A 13981-nucleotide genomic window follows, 5' to 3' on the forward strand; every position below is an offset into this window, starting at 1 on the left:
CGCGATGTTCGACATCGTCAACCCGGCCGACGAGTCGGTCGTGACGAGCGTCCCCGAGCTGGAGGCAGGCGACGTCGACGAGGCCGTCGCGCGGGCGACGTCGGCCCAGCGGAGGTGGGCCGCGCTCGCGCCGGCCGAGCGGGCGGGCGCGCTGCGGTCCTTCGCCTCCGTAGTGGACGCCCATGTCGACGAGCTCGCCGAGCTGGAGGTCCGCAACTCCGGCCACCCGCTCGGCCAGGCCGAGTGGGAGGCCGGGCACGTCCGCGACGTGCTGACCTACTACTCCGCCGCGCCCGAGCGCCTCTTCGGTCGCCAGATCCCGGTCGCCGGCGGCCTCGACCTCACCTTCGCCGAGCCGATCGGCGTGGTCGGGGTCATCACGCCGTGGAACTTCCCGATGACGATCGCGTCGTGGGGCTTCGCGCCCGCGCTCGCGGCCGGCAACGCCGTGGTGCTCAAGCCGGCGGAGTGGACGCCCCTGACGTCCCTGCGCCTCGCCGAGCTCGCGCTCGAGGCCGGCCTCCCCGAGGGCCTGCTGCAGGTCGTGACCGGCAAGGGGTCGGTGGTCGGCGAGCGCCTCGTCGACCACCCGGACGTGCGCAAGGTCGTCTTCACCGGGTCGACCGCGACCGGGACCCGGGTGATGGCGCGGGCCGCCGAGCAGGTCACGCAGGTCACCCTCGAGCTCGGCGGCAAGAGCGCCAACATCGTCTTCTCCGACAGCGACCTCGAGCGCGCCGCCGCGACCGCGCCGTACGGCGTCTTCGACAACGCCGGGCAGGACTGCTGCGCACGCAGCCGGATCCTCGTCCAGAGGAGCGTCCTGGACCGCTTCATGGAGCTGCTCGAGCCGGCGGTGGCCGGCGTACGGGTGGGCGACCCCCGCGACCGCGCCACCGAGATGGGGCCGCTCGTGTCCCGCGCGCACTGGGAGAAGGTCGCCTCGTACGTGCCCGACGACGCGCCGGTGGCGTTCCGCGGGACCGCGCCGGAGGGGCCCGGGTTCTGGTTCCCGCCGACCGTGCTGACACCGTCGCGGGAGGACCGCACTGTCCGCGAGGAGATCTTCGGACCGGTCGTGGCGGTGCTGCCGTTCGAGGACGAGGCCGACGCGGTCGCGCTGGCCAACGACTCCGACTACGGGCTGTCCGGCTCTATCTGGACCCGCGACCTGTCCCGCGCCGTACGGGTGAGCCGGGCCGTCGAGGCGGGCAACCTGTCGGTCAACTCGCACTCGTCGGTGCGCTACTCCACACCGTTCGGGGGCTTCAAGCAGTCGGGCATCGGCCGCGAGCTCGGCCCCGATGCCGCCCTGTCCTTCACCGAGACCAAGAACGTCTTCATCGCCATCGATGACCGACCCGAGGAGCTGTCGTGACGATCACCCCCGTCGACCTCACCCAGCGGCTGCGCGACCGCGTCGCCGTCGTCACCGGCGGCGCGTCGGGCATCGGCCTGGCCTCCGCCCGGCGGCTGGCCGCGGAGGGCGCGCGCGTCGTCGTCGCGGACCTCGACCCCGAGGCCGGCAACGCGGCCGCCGAGGAGGTCGGCGGCACTTTCGTCGCCGTCGACGTCGCAGACCGGGCGCAGGTCGACGCGCTCTTCGACTCCGTCGCCTCCTCGCACGGCTCGGTCGACATCGCCTTCAACAACGCCGGCATCTCCCCTCCCGAGGACGACCTGATCGAGTCGACCGACCTCGACGCCTGGGACCGCGTCCAGCTGGTCAACCTCACCTCGGTCTACCTGTGCTGCCGCGCCGCCCTGCGCCACATGGCGCCGCAGCAGCGGGGGTCGATCATCAACACCGCGTCGTTCGTCGCGGTGATGGGCTCGGCGACCTCGCAGATCTCCTACACCGCGTCCAAGGGCGGCGTTCTGGCGATGTCGCGCGAGCTCGGCGTGCAGTACGCCCGCCAGGGCATCCGGGTGAACGCGCTGTGCCCGGGCCCGGTCAACACCCCGCTGCTGCAGGAGCTGTTCGCCAAGGACCCCGAGCGGGCGGCCCGGCGCCTGGTCCACGTCCCGGTCGGCCGGTTCGCCGAGCCCGAGGAGCTCGCGGCGGCCGTCGCGTTCCTGGCCAGCGACGACGCCTCCTTCATCACCGCCAGCAGCTTCCTCGTCGACGGCGGCATCCACGCGGCGTACGTGACTCCCCTCTGAGGCCGTGGCTGTCTCCCCGGCTCGGTAGCGTGCCCGGCATGGAGCCGATGGACGCGACCGACCGGCACTTCCGCGGCGACGACTGGTACGGCGACGACCTGGGCGCAGCGCGCTTCGTCGACTGCACCTTCACCGACGTCGACCTCTCCGAGGCCACCACCTCGGGCGCGACCTTCGAGCGGTGCACCTTCCACGGAGGCCGGTTCAACGCCTCGGCCCACACCGCGACCGCGTTCGTCGGGTGCGACTTCCGGCGCACGTCGTTCTTCGACGCGACGCTCGACGGGTGCAAGCTCGTCGGGTCGGTCTTCACCGACTGCACGCTCCGCCCGCTCACCGTGTCGGGCGGGTCGTGGCTCGGCGTGACGATCCGCGGCGCCAACCTGTCGCGCCTCGACCTCTCCGGGGTCGACCTGCGCGAGGCCGACCTGTCGATGTCCGACCTCACCCTGAGCACGCTCGCCCGCGCCCGGCTCGACCGCGCCGTGCTCCGGCAGACCCGGCTCGACCGCACCGACCTGCGCGGCGCGAGCCTCGACGGCGTCGACCTGGCGGCTGCCGAGCTCAAGCGGACGCGCCTCGACCTCGCCGGTGCCGTGCTGCTGGCCGAGCTCCACGGCGCCGACGTCGACACCTCCGCCTGAGCCCTTTCCGCTGGGTAGTTCAGGACGTTCTGGTAGGTGCGACCCCCATTCGGCCTACCGAAACGTCCCTAACTACCGAGGCGGAGGCGCAGGCCGTCGATCACCAGGTCGAGCCCGAGCCCGAAGTCGGGCAGCGAGTCGAGCGACCGGTCGACGGCGCCGAGGCGGACGGCCTGGCGGGCGGTCTGCTCCTCGAAGGCGTGACCGAAGACGTAGTGCACGAGCGTCCGCGAGGCGACCGCGACGAGCTCGTCGGGGGCGTCGGCGTCGGTCAGCACCTTCTCCAGGTCCGCGACGGGTGCGGCGGCGCCGAGCCCGAAGGCCCACACCGTGGCGACCACGTCGGCGCCGTCGGTGCACGCCAGCATCGCCTCGCGCAGCTCGACGCAGATCTCACGCAGCTGGTCGGGCCACTCGGAGGCCGTACGGGGGCGCGCACCGCGGGCCAGGATCTCGTCGGCGACCGCTGCGAGCAGTGCCTGCTTGCTGGCGAAGTGGTGGTAGATCGCGCTCGGCTGGACCTCGAGCTCGGCCCCGAGCCGGCGCATCGTCAGCGCGGCCAGGCCGTGGGTGTCGAGCAGGTCCACCGCGTGGGCGAGCACGTCCGAGCGGCGGTGCGGCACGGCGTACCCCCTCGTCCTCCCCGGCGACCGACGCGGGCGGGCCGTTGACGCGGGGACCGCGCCGACCCTAACCTGAACGCCGTTCAACTGATCACTGTTCAGGTAGAGGAAAACATCGCATGAGCACTCGCCGCAACCCCGGCACCGACATCGCCCTGATCGCCGCCTTCGCCGCCCTCGTCGCGGTGTGCGCGCTGCTGCCCGCGATCAAGGTCGCCGGCCCCGTGCCGATCACGCTGCAGACCTTCGCCGTGCTGCTGTCGGGCGCCGTGCTCGGCATGCGCCGGGGCTTCCTGGCCGTCCTGCTGTACGTCGTGGCGGGCGCGGCCGGCCTGCCGATCTTCTCCGGCGGCGCCGCGGGCCTCGCGGTCCTCACCGGCCCGACGGCCGGCTACCTCGTCGGGTTCCCGCTCGCCGCCGCCCTGTGCGGCGCGATCGTCGAGCGGCTCCCCCGCCGGTCGCTGGTCAGCCCCGTGGCGATCTTCGGCGCCGGCCTGGTCAGCTCCGCCCTCTTCATCCACACCCTCGGCATGGCCGGCCTCGTCCTGCGCGCCGACCTGACGTGGGCGCAGGCGTGGGACGTGGACAAGATCTTCTGGTTCGGCGACGTCCTCAAGAACGTCGCGATGGCGCTCGTCGCGACCGCCGTCCACCGCGCCTTCCCCGACATGCTCGGACGTCCCACCGCCCCTGCCCGCCCGACCTCGCAGGACCAGCCCGAGGGCACGCCCGCCGCGTGAGCGGGATCCGCCTCGAACAGGTCACCGTCTCGGTCCCGACCCACGACGGCGACCGCCGGATCCTGGAGGAGACGTCGCTCGAGCTGACCGAGCGCCGCATCGCACTGGTCGGGCCCAACGGCTCGGGAAAGTCGACGCTGGCCCGCCTCCTCAACGGCCTCGTCCCCGCGACGACGGGTCGTGTGCTGGTCGACGGCCTCGACGTGGCTCGCGAGGGCCGGGAGGTACGACGGCGGGTGGGCTTCATGTTCACCGACCCGGCCGCACAGCTGGTGATGCCGACGGCGCGCGAGGACGTCGCGCTGTCGTTGCGGCGTACGCACCCGGACAAGGCCGAGCGGCTCGCCGCCGCCGACCGGGTGCTGGCGGACTTCGGGCTCGGGGGCTTCGGCGACCGGAGCGTCCACGGGCTGTCGGGCGGGGAGGGGCAGCTGCTCGCGCTGGCCGGCGTGCTCGCCACGGAGCCGTCCGTCCTCGTCGCGGACGAGCCCACGACCCTGCTCGACCTCGGCAACAGCCGACGGATCGGCGACCTGCTCCTCGGTCTGCCGCAGCAGCTCGTCCTGGTCACCCACGACCTCGAGCTCGCGGCCCGCTGCGACCGGGTCCTGCTGGTCCGCTCGGGCCGCGTCGAGCGCGACGGCGACCCTGCCGACGTCATCGACCACTACCGCGTCACGGCATGAGCACGACATGAGCGCGCAGCTCCTCGGTCTCCACCAGCCGGGCACGACGCTGCTGCACCGGCTGCCCGCCGGCGCCAAGCTCGTCGCACTGATGGCCGCCAGCCTGGTCGTCGTGGTGGTCGACGGACCTCCGTCGGCGGTCGTGTTCGTCGCCGTGGCCACCGCACTCCTCGCGTGGTCCGGCGCCCGCCTCGGGCTGACGCTGCGGGCGATGCGGTGGCTGCTGCTCACCGCCGCGATCCTCGGCGCGTGGACCGTCTGGCAGAACGGCTGGCCCCGCGCCGTCGAGGTCGTCGGCGACCTCGTCGCGCTGATCCTGCTGGCCACCACGCTCACCGTGACCACCCCTGTCGACGAGGTGATGGACGCGGTCGCACGGGGCCTGCGTCCGCTGCGCCGCGTCGGGGTCGACCCGGAGGCGGTGGCCCTGGCGTTCTCGCTGATGCTGCGGGCGATCCCCACCACGATCACCCTGGCCGAGGAGTCGCGGGACGCCGCCGTCGCGCGCGGGCTCGAGCGCTCGCCCCGTGCGCTCCTGATCCCGTTCGTGGTCCGAGTGGTGGCGCGGGCCCGCGACACCGGCGACGCGCTCCACGCGCGCGGGATCGGCGACTGACGCCGCGCTGACTCACCAGCCCGGCGGGCGCCTGTCCGCCCAGGGCGCCGTTGCCTCGACCTGGGCGGCGAGGGAGAGCAGCAGCTCCTCCTCCGCAGGCCTCGCGGCGAGCATCACGCCGACCGGCAGGCCGTCGTCGGTCCAGTGCAGCGGCAGCGACACCGCGGGCATCCCGGTGACGTTCCACGCCGACGTCCACGGCGTGAAGGCCTTCTGGCGGGCGAAGTCACGCGCCGGGTCGGCGTCGTCGCGCAGCGCCCCGACCTCCACCGGCGGCATCGCGAGGGTCGGCGTCAGCACCACGTCGTACGCCGCCAGGGCCGCGAGGGCTCCCGCCGCGTGCTGGCGGAGGCGACTGATCGCGAGTCCGAACTCCGGGCCGCTGACGGCGCGGCCCCGCTCGGAGAGCCAGCGGGTGAGCGGGCGCAGGCGGTCCTCTCGTCCGGGCGGCGCGGTCGACAGGGCGGTGAGGACGGCCCAGCAGGTCTCGAAGTCGGCCACCGCGTCGCGCGGGATCGGCACGGGCACGTCCTCGACGTCGTGGCCCAGGGCGTCCAGCAGGGCGGAGGCGTCCGCCCAGGCGGCGAGCGACGAGGGGTGGACGTCGACGTCCGCGATGACCGGCGCGACGAAGCGCGCCACGCGCAGCCGGCCCGGGTCGCGGTCGCAGGCGTCGAGGAACGTGCCGCTCGGCGCAGGCGCCCAGAAGGGGTCGCCGACGCGACGGCCGGCGAGCACGTCGAGGAGCGCGGCGGCGTCGCGGACCGTACGGGCGAGGGTGCCGGCGGTCGCGAGCCCGACCGGGTCGCCGTACCTCGGCGCGGCGCTGATCCGGCCGCGGCTCGGCTTGAGACCGACCAGCCCGCAGCACGACGCGGGGATCCGGATCGAGCCGCCGCCGTCGGACCCGGGCGCGAGGGGCAGCAGGCCGGCCGCCACGGCCGCTGCCGCCCCGCCCGAGGACCCGCCTGCCGTACGGCTGGTGTCCCACGGCGTCACGGCGGGCGGCGCCACGTCGGGCTCGGTGTAGCAGGGCGAGCCGAACTCCGGCGTGCTGGTCTTGCCCAGGCTCGGCATCCCTGCGGCCTCGACGGTCACGACGAGGTCGTCGGAGGTGTCGGGGACGAAGTCGTCGTACGCCGCGGAGCCGAAGGTGGTGCGCACCCCCGCAGTGGGGTGCAGGTCCTTGATCCCGGTCGGGACGCCCCAGAGCGGGCCGGCGTCCGCGGGACGTCCGTGGTCGGTGAGCCGCCGCGCGTGCGCGCGGGCCAGGTCGTGCGTCGTGGTGACGAAGGCGCCCACGTGGTCGGCGCGCCCGGCGTAGTGCTCGACCAGCTCGAGCGGCGACACCTCACCACGTCGTACGGCGTCGCCCTGCGCGAGCGCGGACAGGTCGTGGAGCACGTGGCGAACCTACCGGGCACGAAGGCTCAGCGGTGGTGGCGCCGCAGGCCGAAGGTGAGGCCGTCGAGCAGCGCACCCCACGACGCCTCGATCACGTTGGCCCCGACACCGACCGTGACCCACGACGACTCGCCGTCGCTGGTCTCGATCAGCACCCGCGTGATCGCGTCGGTGCCGTGACCCTGGTCGAGGATGCGGACCTTGTAGTCGATGAGCTCGAACTTCGCCACCTCGGGGAACGCCTGCCCGATCGCCTCGCGCAGCGCCGCGTCGAGGGCGTTGACGGGACCGTTGCCCTCCCCCGTCACGACGTAGCGCACGCCCTCGGCGCGCAGCTTCACCGTCGCCTCGGAGACCGCCTCGCCGTCGGTGCGGGTCTCGGTGATGACCCGCCACGACTCGACGTCGACGAACGACGGCCGGGTGCCCTCGACCTCCTCTGCGAGCAGCAGCTCGAACGACGCGTCGGCGGCCTCGAAGGTGTAGCCGCGCTGCTCGAGCTCCTTGACCCGCTCGGTCACCCGCGTGACGAGCTCGCGGTCCTGCGACAGGTCGTAGCCGAGCTCCTTGCCCTTGAGCTCGATCGACGCCCGGCCCGCCATGTCGGAGACCAGCAGGCGCATGTCGTTGCCGATGTCGAGCGGGTCCATGTGCTGGTAGAGGTTCGGGTCGACCTTGATGGCGCTCGCGTGCAGCCCGGCCTTGTGGGCGAACGCGGACGTGCCGACGTAGGGCTGGCGCGAGGCGGGCGGGACGTTGGTCACCTCGGCGACCGCGTGCGCGATCCTGGTGGCCTCGCGCAGCAGCCCCTGCGGGAGCACGGCGCGGTCCAGCTTGAGCTCGAGGTTGGCCACGACGGTGACGAGGTCGGCGTTGCCGGTCCGCTCGCCGTAGCCGTTGATGCAGCCCTGCACGTGGGTCGCCCCCGCGGCCACCGCGGCCAGCGAGTTGGCGACCGCGCACCCGCTGTCGTTGTGCGCGTGGATGCCGACGCGCGTCCCGGTCGTCTCGATCACGTCGAGCACCACGTCGGACACCCAGTCCGGCAGCATGCCGCCGTTGGTGTCGCAGAGCGCGACGACCTCCGCGCCGGCCTCGGCCGCCGTGCGCAGCACCTCCAGCGCGTACGCCCGGTTGGCGCGGTAGCCGTCGAAGAAGTGCTCGGCGTCGAGGAACACCGTCTGGCCCTCGGCACGGAGGTGGCTGACCGTGTCACGCACCATCGCGAGGTTCTCCTCCAGCGTGGTGCGCAGCGCGAGCTCGACGTGCCGGTCGTGCGACTTGGCGACGAGCGTCACGACGCCGGCCCCCGAGTCGCGCAGCGCCGCGACGAGCGGGTCGTCGGCAGCGCGTACGCCGGCCCGGCGGGTCGCACCGAAGGCTGCGAGCCGCGCGTGGCGGAGGTCGAGCTCCTCACGCGCACGGCGGAAGAACTCGGTGTCCTTGGGGTTGGCGCCGGGCCAGCCGCCCTCGATGTAGCCCACCCCGAGCCCGTCGAGCTGCCGGGCGATGCTCAGCTTGTCGGCGACCGAGAGGTTGAGCCCCTCCTGCTGGGCGCCGTCGCGCAGGGTGGTGTCGTAGACGTGGAACGAGCCGTGCAGGTCCATCGGAGGTCTCTCGGTCGGTGCGGCGTGGGGGTACAAAAAAACCTCCTGGGGTGCAGGAGGTCGGCGCGGCGGGGAGTCCCGACGCGCTAGGCAATGATGATCGTGCTGGTCACGGGTCCGATGGTGCCACGCATCCGTCGCGGCGGGACGCCGCGTCTCGGGATCCGGTCGCCTCCGGTCCGGGCACGCACGACCGCGCCCCGGGTGCCGCCCCCACGACGGCTCCCGGGGCGTGGTGTCCCCCAGCGTCAGACCAGCGTCAGACCCGCGTCAGGTCCAGCGTCGGACCTGCTCAGCAGGCGTAGGCCTCCGCCCCGGCGACGTAGGTCGAGACCATCTGCCCCGGCAGCGGCGAGCCGGCGGCGAAGTACTCCAGGCCGCGGCCGTCTGCCCCGTTGGGGTTGGTCCGGCCGGTGTGCTTCGGGTCGCCGATCGTCATCTTGTCGAAGACCTTCAGCGCCACCGGCAGGCCAGCCTCGCGGAGCGCGGCGTAGCCGGCGTCCTCGGCGCCGTCGCACGGCGCCGTGTAGCCCTCGAAGCCCGCGCCCATGGCGGCCGGGACGACGAACCAGTTGGACGACGTCGGACCGTCGAGCGTGTACATCGGGACGAAGCAGTGGTGCGCGCTGGCACTCGTCGCGGTGACGGCGACCGCGGTCGCCGCTGCGCCGACGACGACGCCGAGGCGCCCGAGCCGTCGCGTGGTGGTGATGCTCATGTGGTGTTCCCCTCGTGATCGGGCCCCCCTGCGGGTCCCGGCACCACAGTCCAGCGCGGGTGCGGGTCACCGACCACGGTCAGTGACCCGCACACTTCCCGCACAGTTCGGCGCGGGCCGCGGCCGGTCCTCACGAGATCGCGCGGTACTTCGTCCACGCCATCTGCATCCGCGCGGCCTGGCCGGCGGTGAACTCCGTCATGCAGGAGTCGTAGGTGTAGTCCATGAAGTTGGTGATCGGGTCGACTCCCCCGCCTTCGCAGGTGTCGCGACCCTCCGGGCAGCCGAAGGCCGGGGACGCCTCGGGCGCGGTGTCGTCGACGTAGTCACCCGAGCCCGAGCATCCTCCCTGGAAGGTGTGGTAGAGCTCCAGCCAGTGGCCTACCTCGTGGGTGGCGGTGTCGCCCTCGCCGTAGACGGAGTAACGGCTGATGTCACCGGTGTCGCCCTCCACGGCCGGCAGGCTGCGGTAGTCGACGACGACGCCGTCGCGGTACTGCGGCAGCGGGTCGTCGAGGGTGGACTCCTCGGTGAAGTCGGAGGGGAAGTAGGCCCAGCCCAGCAGGGACTGCGCCAGCGAGGCGGAGTAGATGTTGAGCGTCTCGGAGGTGCTGTCGCCGTAGAAGTACTGCTTCATCTTCACCTCCTTGCCGCTGCCGCGGTAGAAGCGGGGCAGCCCGCCGTTGGAGGAGACGAGGTTGAACCACTCGGGCTGCTGCACGCGGTCGATCTCCTGGAGCACGAACGAGAAGCCGGTGCCGCTGAAGCCCTCGTTGAGCACCCGGATCTGTTCCTCGATCCGCTCGTCGGACAGGTAGCCCCCGTCCGAGCTCCTGTCCTTGTAGACGACGTTGAAGCGGACCGGGACCTCCACCGTCTCGATCGCTGCGACCGAGGCGCCCTGCTTGCCCTTGGTGGACGTCCGCGCCGCGCGGGCCGCTTGGGCGAGCGGGTCCTTGCGGACCACGTGGAGGTCGTCACGGGGGATGGCGCCGGCGGGTGCCTCGGCGACGTCGCCGTACTCGATGCAGTCGACGGCCTTGTCCTTGGCCGGCGCGCCGAAGGTGGGCGTGGAAACGCCCATGCCGAGGGCGAGTGCCGTGGCCGCGACGCCGACGCGGCGTACGGCACGGGTGGTGGTCAGGTTCATGCTGTCCCCTCACGAAGTCGGTTGAGGGGACCGTAAGGCACGCGAAGGGTCCGCGAGAAGACCATCTCGGGGTGGACCTCGCCGAGGCGGGTCCCGCGTCAGAGCCAGCCGGGGAGCCGCACACCCGAGAAGGGCGCGTCGTCGTACGGCGTCCAGCTCGTGCCCTGGGCGGACGCGGCGGCTCCCAGGCCGGAGCCGGCGGCTGCGACGAGCAGCGTGACCAGGAGCCACGGCACGCCACGGCGGGCCAGCGGGTCGACCAGCCGGCGCACCGGGGAGCGGACCCGTTCGGAGCCGGGCCCCCACCACGCCGAGACCGCGAAGGCGCCGCCGATGGCAAGGAGCGAGGTGGTCATCGACAGCGACGCGGCGAAGCAGAGCAGCGCGACGGCGCAGGCGATCCCGGCGCTCCAGAGCAGGAGGACCAGCGACCCGCCGAGCGCCGCGACGACGTGCCACGGTGCGGCGAGCAGCACCTGGATCCCGTCGTACCACTTCGCTCCGCGGCGGTCGCGGCGGTTGCCGGCCGACGCGGCGGCGAACGAGCCGCTGCGCAGCACCCACACGACGACGGACAGGACGACGAGCGCGACGTAGGGGGCGAGGGCGATGCCGCCGGCGACGACACCGCCGAGCGCGAGCAGGGTCAGTGACCGGCGCAGCCGGTGCCCGGCGGGCACCCGCTCCCGGGCGGGCGGGCCGTAGTCCGTGACGTACTCCGTCGAGCCGTCCGGCAGGACCCGTGTCCGCACGTGCGGCGTCGTGGGCGTGGCGCCCCAGTCCTCGTCGGACCACTCGTGGTGGTCGTCGTCAGCCTGCCCGGACGGCGCGGTCCAGTCGTCGGACCAGTGGACGGGCTCGTCGGACGGCACGGGCGCGGCGGCCGCGGTGCCGACGCGCGTCGGCGCGTCGTACGCCTCGTGGGCGAGCGCCGCGTAGGGCAGCGTGACCGGCGCGGCGGGGCGGTGGTCCTCACGTGCGCTCCCGGCGGTCGGGGAGCCGATCTCCTCGAGCCAGTCGCGGACCTCGTCGAGCGAGGGTCGGTCCTCGGGCGCGGGCGCGAGCGCGTCCTCGACCAGCTCGCGCACGTCGGGGTCGAGTCCGGTGAGGTCGTGCTCGCCGCGGCGGACGCGGTCCATGATCGCCACGGAGGGGCCGCGGCCGTACGGTGCGTGCCCGGTGCCGGCGTAGGCGACGGTGGCGGCCCACGCGTGCACGTCGGAGGCCGCGGTGGCGTCGTCGCCGTAGAGGATCTCGGGCGCGAGGTAGCCCGGCGTGCCGAGCAGCCAGCCGTTCATCGTGATCCGCGAGTCCTCGGCGACGCGGGCCAGGCCGAAGTCGATGAGGATGGGCGTGCGGCCCTCCATGATCACGTTGGACGGCTTGATGTCGCGGTGCAGCACGCCGACGTCGTGCACCGCCTCCAGGGCCTCGGCGAGGCAGTCGGCGAACCACCGCAGGTCGTCGCCGGTCAGCGGGCCCTCCTCCTGCACGTGGTCGTGCAGCGAAAGGCCCGGGACGTAGCGGGTCGCGACGAAGGGGATGTCGCCGAAGGGGTCCGCGTCGACGATCTCGGCGACGCGGCGGCTGCGGACCCGGCTCAGCGAGCTGACCTCGCGGGCCAGGCGGCGACGGGCCTCGTCGTCGCCGACGACGTGCGGACGCAGGACCTTGATCGCCACCGGCCGCTCACCCGGCCGCTGGCCCAGGTGGACCACACCCATGCCGCCCTCGCCGAGGCGGGCGCGCAGCGCGTAGCCACCGACGGTCAGACCGGGCGGCGGCGCCTTCGGGGACGTCGTCACGGCACGAGGATACGGGCGGCGGACGCTGAACACCCTGATCCGGGCGACGCGCGGCGTCGGCGGCCGGGTCCATGATGGCGGGATGGACGAGACCCGGGAACGCCTCGCCGCCGAGCGCGAGCAGCTGCAGCAGCGGCTGGCGAGCCTGACCGGCGACTACGACGCCGTGGTCGCCGCCTCGCTCGACACCAACGCCGACGACGAGCACGACCCGGAGGGCACGACGATCGCCTTCGAGCGGTCGCAGATCGGGGCCCTCGTCAAGCAGGTGCGCGACCACCTCGCGGAGGTCGACGCCGCCCTGCAGCGGGTGGACGCCGGGACGTACGGCGTGTGCGAGGGCTGTGGCGCAGCCATCGGCCCGGACCGGCTGGAGGCCCTGCCGGCGGCGCGACTGTGCATCCGGTGCGCCGCGCGACCGACAGGATGACCGCATGACCCGGTTCCGGTCCCTGCTCCCCGCCACCTACGTCGGTCTCGCGGTCGTCGACAGCCTCGCCGCCGGGAGGCGCAGCGCGGCGGCACGACGGCTGCGGTACGTCACGAAGCCGCTGCTGATGCCCACGCTCGCGGCCACCTCCGGCCGCGGTGGCGACCGCACGGTGCTGGCCACGTCCACGCGAGCCGCCCAGGCGTTCTCGTGGGGCGGTGACGTGGCGCTGCTCAGCACGGGCGAGCGGGCGTTCCTCTCCGGGGTTGGGTCGTTCTTCGGCGCCCACGTGGCGTACGTCGCCGCGTTCTCGTCGGTCCGCGGCCCCCGCGACGACTGGGACACGACCGGGCTCGGCGTCACGCTCGGGCTCTGGCTGACCGCCGCGCCCGTCATGGGGGTGGCCGCCGGTCGCGAGGACCCGGCGCTCCGGGCTCCGGTCGCTGCCTACGCGACGATCCTCAGCGCGATGTTCGCGAGCTCGCACGTGCTCTCTCGATCCCTGCCGGCCGGCTCGCGCCGCTGCATCCGGGCCGGGACAGCACTGTTCGTCGTCTCCGACTTCGTGCTGGCGACGCAGCGGTTCCTGCTCCGCGAGCCGCGGCCCGCGCTCGACTCCTTCGTCATGGCGACCTACACAGCAGGTCAGGGGCTGATCGCCGCGGGCGTGTCGGGCGCGACGCAACCCTGACACCGTCCCTCGGTGGTCGAGGAGCGACGAAGTCGCGCCACGAGACCACTGACCTGGTTTCGCGACGGTCGCTGCACGACCTCCTCAACCACCGAAGCCCGCCGGTCGAGGAGCGACGCAGTGCCGTCACAAGACCCGTCGAAAGTCGTGGGCCACCTACCGTCCACAGCCATGGTCAGTGTCGGTGGGTTCACGTAGGGTCGAACACATGATCGAAGTCGCGGCAGGGCCCGGAGCAGGTGAGGCAGACGCCCTCACCGCCTCCGGCCTGCTCGCCTCTATCCGGCTGGAGCGGGCCGCCGAGAACACCGCGGCCGCCCGCCAGCTCGTCCTTGCCGCGCAGTGGGCGGACCTGCACCCGCCCGAGTCGATCCACTCCGCCGCCACGTTCGCCGTCCCGGGGTGTGAGCACGAGGAACCCATCGCCGGTGACGGTGCTCCGCTGGTCGCGGAGTTCTGCATCGCCGAGCTCGGCACCGTCCTCGGCATCAGCTCGACCGCGGCGAAGAAGCTCATCGGCCACGCGCTCGAGCTGCGCCACCGCCTCCCCCGCCTCTGGGCACAGGTCCACGCCGGTGCCGTTCCCGCGTGGCGTGCCCGTGCGGTCGCGGAGACCACCATCCACACCTCCCCTCCGTTGACTCGTGAGGCGGCGGGGTTCGTCGACGCGCAGGTCGCCGCCGTCGCCGGACGCATCGGACCCG

The 13981-nt window shown here is 73.4% G+C and carries 14 protein-coding genes and 1 pseudogene; 9 read left to right on the forward strand and 6 right to left on the reverse strand.

The genetic code is table 11. The features are described 5' to 3' along the window. The first annotated feature begins 4 nt into the window (after positions 1 to 4). The 3 genes from IE200_RS10360 to IE200_RS10370 are packed head-to-tail and all read left to right on the forward strand — an operon-like array spanning position 5 to position 2807. A complete protein-coding gene (locus IE200_RS10360) occupies positions 5 to 1378 on the forward strand; it encodes an aldehyde dehydrogenase family protein (RefSeq protein ID WP_191279419.1) in 1374 nt (457 codons plus the stop codon). Then, positions 1375 to 2163, forward strand: a complete 789-nt coding sequence (locus IE200_RS10365) for a 3-oxoacyl-ACP reductase (RefSeq protein ID WP_191279377.1) — start codon at positions 1375 to 1377, stop codon at positions 2161 to 2163. The genes IE200_RS10360 and IE200_RS10365 overlap by 4 nt, the downstream gene beginning before the upstream one ends. Before the next feature lie 38 nt (positions 2164 to 2201). Beyond that, positions 2202 to 2807 (forward strand): pentapeptide repeat-containing protein, encoded by a 606-nt coding sequence (locus IE200_RS10370; RefSeq protein WP_229856373.1) that lies wholly within the window; start codon positions 2202 to 2204, stop codon positions 2805 to 2807. Positions 2808 to 2875: 68 nt separating this feature from the next. Here IE200_RS10370 and IE200_RS10375 read toward each other — a convergent pair whose 3' ends face one another. Beyond that, the gene (locus IE200_RS10375) at positions 2876 to 3430 is read right to left on the reverse strand and encodes a TetR family transcriptional regulator (RefSeq protein ID WP_191279378.1); all 555 of its coding nucleotides are present in this window, start codon (positions 3428 to 3430) and stop codon (positions 2876 to 2878) included. Between the two features lie 119 nt (positions 3431 to 3549). Here IE200_RS10375 and IE200_RS10380 point away from each other — a divergent pair, with 119 nt between their 5' ends. The 3 genes from IE200_RS10380 to IE200_RS10390 are packed head-to-tail and all read left to right on the forward strand — an operon-like array spanning position 3550 to position 5472. Continuing rightward, entirely contained in the window at positions 3550 to 4170 is a 621-nt protein-coding gene (locus IE200_RS10380) for a biotin transporter BioY (protein WP_191279379.1), read from the forward strand. Further along, a complete protein-coding gene (locus IE200_RS10385; RefSeq protein WP_191279380.1) occupies positions 4167 to 4856 on the forward strand; it encodes an energy-coupling factor ABC transporter ATP-binding protein in 690 nt (229 codons plus the stop codon). The genes IE200_RS10380 and IE200_RS10385 overlap by 4 nt, the downstream gene beginning before the upstream one ends. 7 nt (positions 4857 to 4863) lie before the next feature. Beyond that, positions 4864 to 5472 carry an energy-coupling factor transporter transmembrane component T family protein gene (locus IE200_RS10390; RefSeq protein WP_191279381.1) on the forward strand — a complete coding sequence of 203 codons (609 nt, stop codon included), beginning with the start codon at positions 4864 to 4866 and terminating at the stop codon, positions 5470 to 5472. A 12-nt stretch (positions 5473 to 5484) separates the two neighbouring features. Here the strand turns inward: IE200_RS10390 and IE200_RS10395 are convergent, their stop codons facing one another. The 5 genes from IE200_RS10395 to IE200_RS10415 form a co-directional block, all read right to left on the reverse strand. Continuing rightward, positions 5485 to 6876 (reverse strand): amidase, encoded by a 1392-nt coding sequence (locus tag IE200_RS10395; RefSeq protein WP_191279382.1) that lies wholly within the window; start codon positions 6874 to 6876, stop codon positions 5485 to 5487. 26 nt (positions 6877 to 6902) lie between these two features. Further along, positions 6903 to 8483 carry a citramalate synthase gene (cimA, locus tag IE200_RS10400; protein WP_191279383.1) on the reverse strand — a complete coding sequence of 527 codons (1581 nt, stop codon included), beginning with the start codon at positions 8481 to 8483 and terminating at the stop codon, positions 6903 to 6905. A 292-nt stretch (positions 8484 to 8775) separates the two neighbouring features. Continuing rightward, positions 8776 to 9201, reverse strand: a complete 426-nt coding sequence (locus tag IE200_RS10405; RefSeq protein ID WP_191279384.1) for a hypothetical protein — start codon at positions 9199 to 9201, stop codon at positions 8776 to 8778. Between the two features lie 130 nt (positions 9202 to 9331). Beyond that, positions 9332 to 10351: a zinc metalloprotease gene (locus tag IE200_RS10410; protein WP_191279385.1), complete on the reverse strand. Its 1020-nt coding sequence runs from the start codon at positions 10349 to 10351 to the stop codon at positions 9332 to 9334. Between the two features lie 98 nt (positions 10352 to 10449). Beyond that, the gene (locus IE200_RS10415; RefSeq protein ID WP_191279386.1) at positions 10450 to 12156 is read right to left on the reverse strand and encodes a serine/threonine protein kinase; all 1707 of its coding nucleotides are present in this window, start codon (positions 12154 to 12156) and stop codon (positions 10450 to 10452) included. A gap of 82 nt (positions 12157 to 12238) precedes the next feature. Here IE200_RS10415 and IE200_RS10420 point away from each other — a divergent pair, with 82 nt between their 5' ends. The 3 genes and pseudogenes from IE200_RS10420 to IE200_RS10430 form a co-directional block, all read left to right on the forward strand. Beyond that, a complete protein-coding gene (locus tag IE200_RS10420; RefSeq protein ID WP_191279387.1) occupies positions 12239 to 12586 on the forward strand; it encodes a TraR/DksA family transcriptional regulator in 348 nt (115 codons plus the stop codon). A gap of 4 nt (positions 12587 to 12590) precedes the next feature. Further along, positions 12591 to 13277 carry a lysoplasmalogenase gene (locus IE200_RS10425; protein WP_191279388.1) on the forward strand — a complete coding sequence of 229 codons (687 nt, stop codon included), beginning with the start codon at positions 12591 to 12593 and terminating at the stop codon, positions 13275 to 13277. Between the two features lie 208 nt (positions 13278 to 13485). Beyond that, positions 13486 to 13981 (forward strand): annotated as a pseudogene (locus IE200_RS10430) (hypothetical protein); the annotation flags it as partial.

This window comes from Nocardioides flavus (ex Wang et al. 2016), from assembly GCF_014653115.1.
Taxonomy (GTDB): Bacteria; Actinomycetota; Actinomycetes; order Propionibacteriales; family Nocardioidaceae; genus Nocardioides; species Nocardioides flavus.

What these genes read in the sequence shown, in the direction of transcription:
- IE200_RS10360 (WP_191279419.1), top strand. Translation starts at nt 5, where the DNA reads ATGTTCGACATCGTCAACCCGGCCGACGAGTCGGTCGTGACGAGCGTC.
- IE200_RS10370 (WP_229856373.1), top strand. Translation starts at nt 2,202, where the DNA reads ATGGAGCCGATGGACGCGACCGACCGGCACTTCCGCGGCGACGACTGG.
- IE200_RS10380 (WP_191279379.1), top strand. Translation starts at nt 3,550, where the DNA reads ATGAGCACTCGCCGCAACCCCGGCACCGACATCGCCCTGATCGCCGCC.
- IE200_RS10390 (WP_191279381.1), top strand. Translation starts at nt 4,864, where the DNA reads ATGAGCGCGCAGCTCCTCGGTCTCCACCAGCCGGGCACGACGCTGCTG.
- cimA (WP_191279383.1), bottom strand. Translation starts at nt 8,483, where the DNA reads ATGGACCTGCACGGCTCGTTCCACGTCTACGACACCACCCTGCGCGAC.
- IE200_RS10405 (WP_191279384.1), bottom strand. Translation starts at nt 9,201, where the DNA reads ATGAGCATCACCACCACGCGACGGCTCGGGCGCCTCGGCGTCGTCGTC.
- IE200_RS10410 (WP_191279385.1), bottom strand. Translation starts at nt 10,351, where the DNA reads ATGAACCTGACCACCACCCGTGCCGTACGCCGCGTCGGCGTCGCGGCC.
- IE200_RS10420 (WP_191279387.1), top strand. Translation starts at nt 12,239, where the DNA reads ATGGACGAGACCCGGGAACGCCTCGCCGCCGAGCGCGAGCAGCTGCAG.
- IE200_RS10425 (WP_191279388.1), top strand. Translation starts at nt 12,591, where the DNA reads ATGACCCGGTTCCGGTCCCTGCTCCCCGCCACCTACGTCGGTCTCGCG.